Source organism: Streptomyces sp. NPDC055506 (assembly GCF_053643595.1).
The window spans coordinates 1-8,062 of the sequence record NZ_JBSHKH010000029.1; the positions used below are offsets into that span (position 1 = coordinate 1).

The window sequence follows — 8,062 nt, forward strand, 5'->3', positions numbered from 1 at the left end:
ACGGGGCGGTCACCCCAAAACGGGTGACCGCCCCATCGGCGTTTCGCTGGGGCGCCCTAAGGGGCGCGGGGAACTGCGCGACAAGCCACAGCGCTCCCGCTGCCGCCCACGGCGCTGAGCCAGCGCGGCGCCTACGCGCCTACTTGCCCTTGGCGGCTTCCTTGAGCTTCGAGCCCGCGGAGACCTTCACGCTGTAGCCGGCCGGGATCTGGATGGGCTCGCCGGTCTGCGGGTTGCGGGCGGTGCGAGCGGCACGGTGGGTGCGCTCGAAGGTCAGGAAGCCGGGGATCGTGACCTTCTCGTCGCCCTTGGAGACGATGTCGCCGACGACCTCGGCGAACGCGGCCAGCACGGCGTCGGCGTCCTTGCGGGTCACCTCGGCGCGGTCGGCCAGCGCGGCCACCAGCTCACTGCGGTTCATGTTGTTACTCCCGTGTTCATCTTGCCGTTGAGGCGTCAGATCGAAGCCGATGCTGCCAGGGTCCTCCGTGAGTCCCCGGACCGGGTCCGTCGTCAGACCCTCGCGCCCAGAGACGCATCCTGCCCCTACCTGCGGCGGGAAAGCCAATCCGGCACCCGCACGAGTCGTGAGTACACCCTTCAGGAGTCACACGAAACGAGGGCCTGAGCCTGACGGCCACGATAGGGCTCTGCTGCTCACAGAGGTCCTGCGACGCGCCGTTCCCCGGGCCGCCGTGGGGATACTCACAGTCAGAGGGCCGACGCCCCCACCGCCTTGGCGGCCTCCCGCACGGCCCCGGCGACCGCGCCGGCGACCTTGTCGTTGAAGACGCTCGGGATGATGTAGTTCGGGTTCAGCTCGTCCTCGGTCACCACGTCCGCGAGGGCGGTCGCGGCGGCCAGCATCATCTCGGTGTTGACCGTACGGGACTGCGCGTCCAGCAGACCGCGGAAGACACCCGGGAAGACCAGCACGTTGTTGATCTGGTTCGGGAAGTCGGAGCGGCCCGTCGCGACAACGGCCGCGGTCTGGCGGGCGATTGCCGGGTCGACCTCCGGGTCCGGGTTCGCAAGCGCGAACACGATGGCACCGTCGGCCATGGCGGCCACGTCGTCGCCGTCGAGGACGTTCGGGGCCGAGACGCCGATGAAGACGTCCGCGCCGCGCACGGCCTCCTTCAGCGTGCCGGTGAGGCCCTCGGGGTTGGTGTTGTCGGCGATCCAGCGCAGCGCGGAGTCCGGGGCGGCGTCCACCAGGTCCTCGCGGCCGGCGTGCACCACACCGTGGATGTCGGCGACGACGGCGTTCTTGACGCCCGCGGCGAGCAGCAGCTTCAGGATGGCCGTACCGGCCGCGCCCGCGCCGGACATGACGACGCGGATGTTCTCGATCGGCTTGCCCGTGACGCGAAGTGCGTTGGTCAGCGCGGCGAGGACGACGATCGCGGTGCCGTGCTGGTCGTCGTGGAAGACGGGGATGTCGAGGGCCTCGCGCAGCCGGGCCTCGATCTCGAAGCAGCGGGGGGCGGAGATGTCCTCGAGGTTGATGCCGGCGAAGCCCGGGGCGATGGCCTTGACGATCTCGACGATCGCGTCGGTGTCCTGGGTGTCGAGGCAGATCGGCCAGGCGTCGATGCCGGCGAACCGCTTGAAGAGGGCCGCCTTGCCCTCCATGACGGGCAGCGCGGCCTTCGGGCCGATGTTGCCCAGACCCAGCACGGCGGAGCCGTCCGTCACGACCGCAACGGAGTTGCGCTTGATGGTGAGGCGGCGGGCGTCCTCGGGGTTCTCGGCGATCGCCATGCAGACGCGGGCCACGCCCGGCGTGTAGACCATGGACAGGTCGTCACGGTTGCGGATGGGGTGCTTCGACGCCATCTCGATCTTGCCGCCGAGGTGCATGAGGAAGGTCCGGTCCGAGACCTTGCCCAGCGTGACGCCCTCGATGCCGCGGAGTTCCTCGACGATCTCGTCCGCGTGCGCGGTCGACGAGGCCGCGATGGTGACGTCGATACGGAGCTTCTCGTGACCGGACGCGGTGACGTCGAGGCCGGTCACCGAGCCTCCGGAGGACTCCACGGCGGTGGTGAGCTGCGAGACGGCGGTTCCGCTCGCGGGCACCTCCAGCCGGACCGTCATCGAGTAGGAGACGCTGGGCGCCGTTGCCATGGCCGACTTCCTCTGCTTTCACCTGACGCTGAGTTGTGCCGTCCGATAGTCGCACCTACCGCTGGGTAGCTGGTAGCCGCCTCCGATTGCGAACTTTTTGTTCGCGGACAGGCCAGCAAAAAGAGACCCACGTCACTCGGACGTGGGTCTCTGCGCAAGTCCCCTGTGAAAGCTAAGTGGCACCGACCCGCCATGCTCGCCTCGCGGCAAGTGGTCGCTCGTAGCGACGAAGGTTGGGCCCGGGGGCTTGGATCGAGCCGGTGCCACATCCAGGCTAACAAACAGATCCCGTAAGGCCATTCCCGTACCGGGAGTTCGTTTCGCCGACAAGTGGGTATCCGGGCGCGGTCCGCCGGACGGCCCGGATCAGTCCCTCAGCAGGTCCGGAACCCCCGCCGCGTCGGGCTCGTCCCGCTCCGCCGAGACGACCGTGAGCTGCTGGGTGGCACGGGTCAGTGCGACATAGAGCACACGCAGTCCGGCCGGGGACTCGTCGGCGATCTCGGCCGGGGAGACCACGACCGTAGCGTCGTACTCCAGGCCCTTCGCCTCCAGGCTGCCGAGTGCCACGACCCGGTCGCCGAGCCCGGCGAGCCAGCGCCTGGCTTCCGCGCGGCGCTGCATGGCGACGACCACGCCCACCGTGCCGTCGACGCGCTCCAGCAGCCGGGCCGCCTCGTCGCGGACGGTCTGGGCGAGGGTGTCCTCCACGAGCGTGAAGCGGGGCTCGACGCCGGTGGAGCGGACCGCTCTCGGGGACTCGGAGCCGGGCATGGCCAGGGCCAGCACCTTCGAGGCCAGCTCGGCGATCTCCGCCGGGTTGCGGTAGTTCACGGTGAGCTGGAAGCGGCGGCGGGGGCGGGTGCCGAGGGCCTCGTCGCGGGCCTGGGCGGCCTCGTCCGGGTCGGACCAGGAGGACTGGGCCGGGTCGCCGACGACCGTCCAGGTGGCGTGCCGGCCGCGGCGGCCGACCATGCGCCACTGCATCGGGGTGAGGTCCTGCGCCTCGTCGACGATGACGTGCGCGTACTCGGTGCGCTCCTGGGCGAGTCGCTCGGCCCGCTCGCGCTGGGACTCCTCGCGCACCGGCATCAGCTCCTCCAGGCCGGTGAGCTGGTCCAGCGGGTCGAGCTCGCGCTTCTTCCGGGGACGGGCGGGAGCGCCGAGGATGGCCTGGAGCTCGTCGAGCAGGGCGATGTCGTGCACGGAGCGGCCGTCGCGCTTGAGGGAGCGGGCGACCTTGCGGACCTCCCCGGGGTTGAGGATCCGCCGGGCCCAGCGGCCGAGGCGCCGCTCGTCGCTCATGGCGTCCAGGACGGCCGCCGGGGTCAGCTCCGGCCACCAGGCGTCGAGGAACGCGATGAAGGCGTCCTCGGAGGTGATGTCCTCGTCGAAGGAGGAGCGCAGCTCGGCGGCCAGCTCCGGATCGGTGTGGCGGTTGGCCGAGCCCGACTGCTCCCACAGGGCGTCCAGGAGCAGCTTGCGGGCGCGCGGCCGCAGCAGGTTGACGGGGGCGGTGCCGCCGAGGACGGCGCGGCGGATGCCCTCCAGCTCCTGGTCCTCCAGCTCCAGCCGGCGGCCGAAGGCGACCACGCGCAGCCGGGTCGGCGCGTCGTTCAGCTCCAGGGCGCCGCGGGCGGCCTTCCGCAGCACCTTGAGCATGCGGTACGAGCCCTTGGCGCGGGCCACGGACGGGGCGTCGTAGAGCGCGGCCTCGCTGCCCTCGACGAGTGAGCCGATGGCGCGGATCGCGACCTGGCCCTCCTCGCCGAGGGAGGGCAGCACGCCTTCGGTGTAGGCGACGAGCAGCGGGGTCGGCGAGACGATCAGGATGCCGCCCGCGTACCGGCGCCGGTCCTGGTAGAGGAGGTAGGCGGCGCGGTGCAGGGCGACGGCGGTCTTGCCGGTGCCCGGACCGCCCTCGACGTAGGTCACGGAGGCGGCGGGGGCGCGGATGACCAGGTCCTGTTCGGCCTGGATGGAGGCGACGATGTCGCGCATGGTGTGGCTGCGGGCCTGGCCGAGGGCGGCCATCAGGGCGCCGTCGCCGATGACGGGCAGCTCGTGCCCGTCGAGGAAGGCCGTCAGCTCGGGGCGCATCAGGTCGTCCTCGACGCCGAGCACCTTGCGGCCCTTGGAGCGGATGACGCGGCGGCGGACGACGCGCCCGGGGTCGACCGGGGTGGAGCGGTAGAAGGGGGCGGCGGCCGGGGCCCGCCAGTCGATCACCAGCGGGGCGTAGTCCTGGTCGAGGACGCCGATGCGGCCGATGTGCAGGGTCTCGGCGATGTCGGCGGTGTCGTCCTCACGGACCGCGCCCTCGGCGGGCTCCACCGCGGTGTACGCGCCGTCGGGGCCCTTCTTGCCGTCCTTGCCGGTCAGCAGGTCGATACGGCCGAAGAGGAAATCCTCGAACTCGTTGTTGAGCCGATTGAGGTGGACGCCCGCCCGGAAGACCTGCGCGTCCCGCTCGGCCAGTGCGCCGGGCGTGCCGACCTGGCCGCGCTGGGCCGCGTCGTTCATGAGGAACTCAGCCTCGTGGATCTTCTCCTCGAGGCGTCGGTACACCCGGTCGAGGTGTTCCTGTTCGACGCTGATCTCGCGGTCTCTCAGGGAGTCTTCGAGCGCGGTTTCCTGTTGAGCCTGAGCGGCCACCGGGCCCCCTTCTGACGTGCATGGCAGCCGTCCACCGTACGCGAAGGGGACCCCGAAAGGCTACGCGTCGACCTCGACCAGGCGCTTGCCGTCGAAGGTCACGATCTCGAAGTGGTCGATCTCGTTCGGCTGGAAGGCGGCGCCGCCCTGGACGTAGAGCGGCTCCTTGGCCTTCTCCGTCGTGGCGTCCGGGATGCCGTAGCCCCAGTTCGGGACGGACCAGGACGAGAGGGTCTCGCGCTCGCCGTTCTTCCCGACCGCGACGAGGGCGCACTTCAGCGGGCCCTTGAGGTTCTTCGCCTCCAGGACCATGCCGGTGCCCCAGTCCTTCTTCTGGAGGGCGACCGTCGCGGTGACCTTGGTGGTCGGGTCGGTGGCCGTGATCTTGTCGGAGATGCCGTTGAAGGCTTCCTTGGCCGGGCTCGCGGCGAGGGGGCGGTTCTCCGCTCCTCCGCCGTCGTCGCCGCCGTTTGCCGCGACCGCGACGAAGGGACCGCCGACGATCAGCGCGGCGGACGCGGCCACCATGTAGAAGCTGCGGCGGCGCTTCTGGGCGCGGCGGTCGGCGACCTCGTCGACGAGCTTCTCCACCAGGCGCGGCCTGGGCTTCGCGGACAGCGACTCGCCGATCGCGGGTGTGCCGGAGCCGGGCAGGTCGGCGAGGGCGGCGAGCATCGGCTCCATGCCGGCCAGCTCGTCGAGCTGCTGGGCGCACCATTCGCAGCCCGCGAGGTGGGCTTCGAAAGCGGTTGCTTCGGCGTCGTCGAGAATGCCGAGGGCGTAGGCGCCGACGGTCTCGTGCTCGTTCGGCACCGGAGATTCCTGCATGGGGCCAGACATACCCATGCCTCCCGTACCGAACCCTTGGTTACCCCCGTAAACACTCATCACGCCGTCACCCCCCGCTCCTCCAGTGCCAGCTTCATCGAACGCAGGGCGTAGAACACCCTTGAGCGGACGGTGCCGCTGGGTATGCCCAGGGTCTCGGCCGCCTCATTGACGGTACGCCCCTTGAAGTACGTCTCGACGAGCACCTCCCGGTGCGCGGGGGTCAGGTCGTCGAGTGCGTCCGACAGAGTCATCAGCCACAGCGCCTTGTCGATCTCGTCCTCCGCGGGGATGACCTCCAGCGGCGACGGGTCGACCTCCTGCGGCCGGGCCTGCCGGCTGCGGTGGCCGTCGATGACGATGCGCCGGGCGACCGTCACCAGCCAGGGGCGTACCGATCCGGTCGCCCGATTGAGCTGACCGGCGTTCTTCCAGGCACGGATGAGCGTCTCCTGCACGACGTCCTCGGCGCGCTGCCGGTCTCCGGCGACCAGTCGCAGGACATAAGCCAGCAGGGGTCCGGCGTGTTCTCTGTACAGAGCACGCATCAGCTCCTCGTCGGGTTCCGAGGGCTGGGACATGCGATGTCGGGCCCTCGGTGCACGTTCATTGGCCACGACGGAATCCTTGCGCACGCCCACCTCCGGTGTCCGGGGGTTCCCCCAGTCGGTCGCTCCACATGCCGTACGGAAGCGAGCGGTTGGGCGTTCAACGAGAGGTGACAGATTTCTTCGAGATGACGTGACGAGCTGGACATGGGGTCACATTCCCACCCCGCGATCTTCACATTTCTGCCACATGAGCAAGATCAAGTCTGACTTTCCCTACGGTGGCGTAGGTAAACGGCATGTAATCGAAATCACTTCGACAGTGCGTTCGCAGAAAAGGCATTTAGGGCACGGGAATTGAGTGCAGGCGCCACGCAACTGCCTTGCCGTGATGGGCAAAAGGGATTTATGCGCGTGCGAGTGCCGCGCGGCGGCGATGGCGGGCGACCCGTTCGCGGTTCCCGCAGACCTCGCTGGAGCACCAGCGCCTCCTGCGCCCCCGGGAGGTGTCGAGGTAGACGATGGGGCAGTTGTCGCCCTCGCACTGGCGCAGCGCCGCGCGGGCGACGGGGTCGGTGAGCAGGTCCACGGCGTCCCGGGCGACGGCCGCGAGCAGAGCGGGGCAGTCGGGCGGGCCGTCCAACTGCCGTATGAGCTCGCCGTCTCCGTCGCGTACGGCGCGCGGGGCCGGGGGCGCGGGAGTGGCCAGGTCGTTGACGCGCGCGAGCGCGAAGTCGTAGGCCCGGGCCCGGGGCGCCGACCAGCCACGCACCAACCTCCCGACCTGGTCGCGCAGTTCGCGGAAGGCGGCCAGCCAGGCGATGTCGGCGTGGGCCAGGTCGGTGTCCGCCGGGACGAGACCGGAGCCGGTGATCCAGGCGCGCAGCACGGCCACGGAGTCGAGCCGCTCCTCCGGATGCGTGGTGGAGAGCAGATCCAGGCAGATCCGCCCGGCATCGAACCGCAGCTCGTACGGGGCCGTGGCCGTACCCAGTGCCATGTGCCTGTCACCGCCTAGGGGTTCACCCCGGTCGCGAGAGGGCCGGTGAGATGCCAGTGAGAGGGCTGGGAAACCGTTCCCTCATACAGTGCCTGCCCACTCCCCCGCCGGAAACCCCTCGGCACGGGCCTGACGCCGGTAGCCGACCCGCCGGGGTGGAGGTTCCGGCCAGGGGGCGGTGTCCGGGTCGGTACGCCGGGGCCGCCGGGGCAGCTCGTGGGGAGCCTTGTCGGCCGACGTCGCGGAGAGACCTTGTCGGCCGGCGTCGCGGAGAGGCCTTGTCGGCCGGTGTTCGGGTCCGGCCGCGACAGGGCCTCGTACGAGGGGGGGCTCCGGGCAGTCGCGGAGCGGCCTCGCACGCCGGTGCGACGGCCCTCCGGGCAATCGCAGAGCACCCCCGCCCGCCGGTGCCTCCAGCCCGGACGCGCGGCGCTCCGGCGCCGACCGCCCGGAGCTGAGCCCGGCACAGCGGCGGATCCTGGGCCGGGCCTGGACTGGCCGACGCCTCCGACCCGGCGCACTTCGAGGGCGAGCCACCTGCCGGCGCCGTTCCTCGGTGAAGGTGCAGCGTGCCCTGGGCCGCGCACCTGCTGAGCCCTCGGCGCGCGATCCACGAGGCGCTGCCGCCGAAGGCCCGCAACGAACTGTGGGCCGAGCAGCAGCCCAGCTCTGCGCACGGCGCCCTTCCATCCGGCCCGGTGGCCTCGGCCCAGCCCCCACGCCCTCGGCCCAGTCGCGGCACGCTCATCCGCCGGTGCCCGCTGCACTGCCGCACATCCGCCGGTGCCCGCTGCGCTGCCGCACACCGGCGGCTGCCCCACCGGGCTGGGCGGAGGCGGGGCGCCGTCGCCGCACACCGGCGCCCGGCCCCGTCGTGCTCTGCGCACGGCGCGCCTCCATC

At 71.1% G+C, this 8,062-nt stretch carries 6 protein-coding genes; all 6 read right to left on the reverse strand.

Annotated elements, in window-relative coordinates:
- Positions 1 to 139: 139 nt before the first annotated feature.
- The 6 genes from ACWIF2_RS13915 to ACWIF2_RS13940 all read right to left on the reverse strand — a co-directional run bounded on the left by ACWIF2_RS13915 (position 140) and on the right by ACWIF2_RS13940 (position 7,161).
- Positions 140 to 421: an HU family DNA-binding protein gene (locus ACWIF2_RS13915; protein ID WP_003950507.1), complete on the reverse strand. Its 282-nt coding sequence runs from the start codon at positions 419 to 421 to the stop codon at positions 140 to 142.
- A gap of 290 nt (positions 422 to 711) precedes the next feature.
- Positions 712 to 2,130 carry a malic enzyme-like NAD(P)-binding protein gene (locus tag ACWIF2_RS13920; protein WP_454360464.1) on the reverse strand — a complete coding sequence of 473 codons (1,419 nt, stop codon included), beginning with the start codon at positions 2,128 to 2,130 and terminating at the stop codon, positions 712 to 714.
- Between the two features lie 366 nt (positions 2,131 to 2,496).
- Positions 2,497 to 4,785, reverse strand: coding sequence for a HelD family protein (locus tag ACWIF2_RS13925; RefSeq protein ID WP_454360465.1), 2,289 nt, complete (start codon positions 4,783 to 4,785; stop codon positions 2,497 to 2,499).
- A gap of 60 nt (positions 4,786 to 4,845) precedes the next feature.
- The gene (locus ACWIF2_RS13930) at positions 4,846 to 5,673 is read right to left on the reverse strand and encodes an anti-sigma factor family protein (RefSeq protein WP_454360466.1); all 828 of its coding nucleotides are present in this window, start codon (positions 5,671 to 5,673) and stop codon (positions 4,846 to 4,848) included.
- Positions 5,673 to 6,194, reverse strand: coding sequence for a sigma-70 family RNA polymerase sigma factor (locus ACWIF2_RS13935; protein WP_010039908.1), 522 nt, complete (start codon positions 6,192 to 6,194; stop codon positions 5,673 to 5,675). Before ACWIF2_RS13935 ends, ACWIF2_RS13930 begins: the two co-directional genes overlap by 1 nt.
- A gap of 373 nt (positions 6,195 to 6,567) precedes the next feature.
- Complete coding sequence (locus ACWIF2_RS13940) at positions 6,568 to 7,161, reverse strand: CGNR zinc finger domain-containing protein (protein WP_454360467.1); 594 nt, start codon at positions 7,159 to 7,161, stop codon at positions 6,568 to 6,570.
- Between the last annotated feature and the right edge of the window lie 901 nt (positions 7,162 to 8,062).

Coding starts and splice junctions, on each gene's coding strand:
- ACWIF2_RS13930 (WP_454360466.1), bottom strand. CDS start 5,673: ATGAGTGTTTACGGGGGTAACCAAGGGTTCGGTACGGGAGGCATGGGT.
- ACWIF2_RS13920 (WP_454360464.1), bottom strand. CDS start 2,130: ATGGCAACGGCGCCCAGCGTCTCCTACTCGATGACGGTCCGGCTGGAG.
- ACWIF2_RS13915 (WP_003950507.1), bottom strand. CDS start 421: ATGAACCGCAGTGAGCTGGTGGCCGCGCTGGCCGACCGCGCCGAGGTG.
- ACWIF2_RS13940 (WP_454360467.1), bottom strand. CDS start 7,161: ATGGCACTGGGTACGGCCACGGCCCCGTACGAGCTGCGGTTCGATGCC.
- ACWIF2_RS13935 (WP_010039908.1), bottom strand. CDS start 6,194: ATGTCCCAGCCCTCGGAACCCGACGAGGAGCTGATGCGTGCTCTGTAC.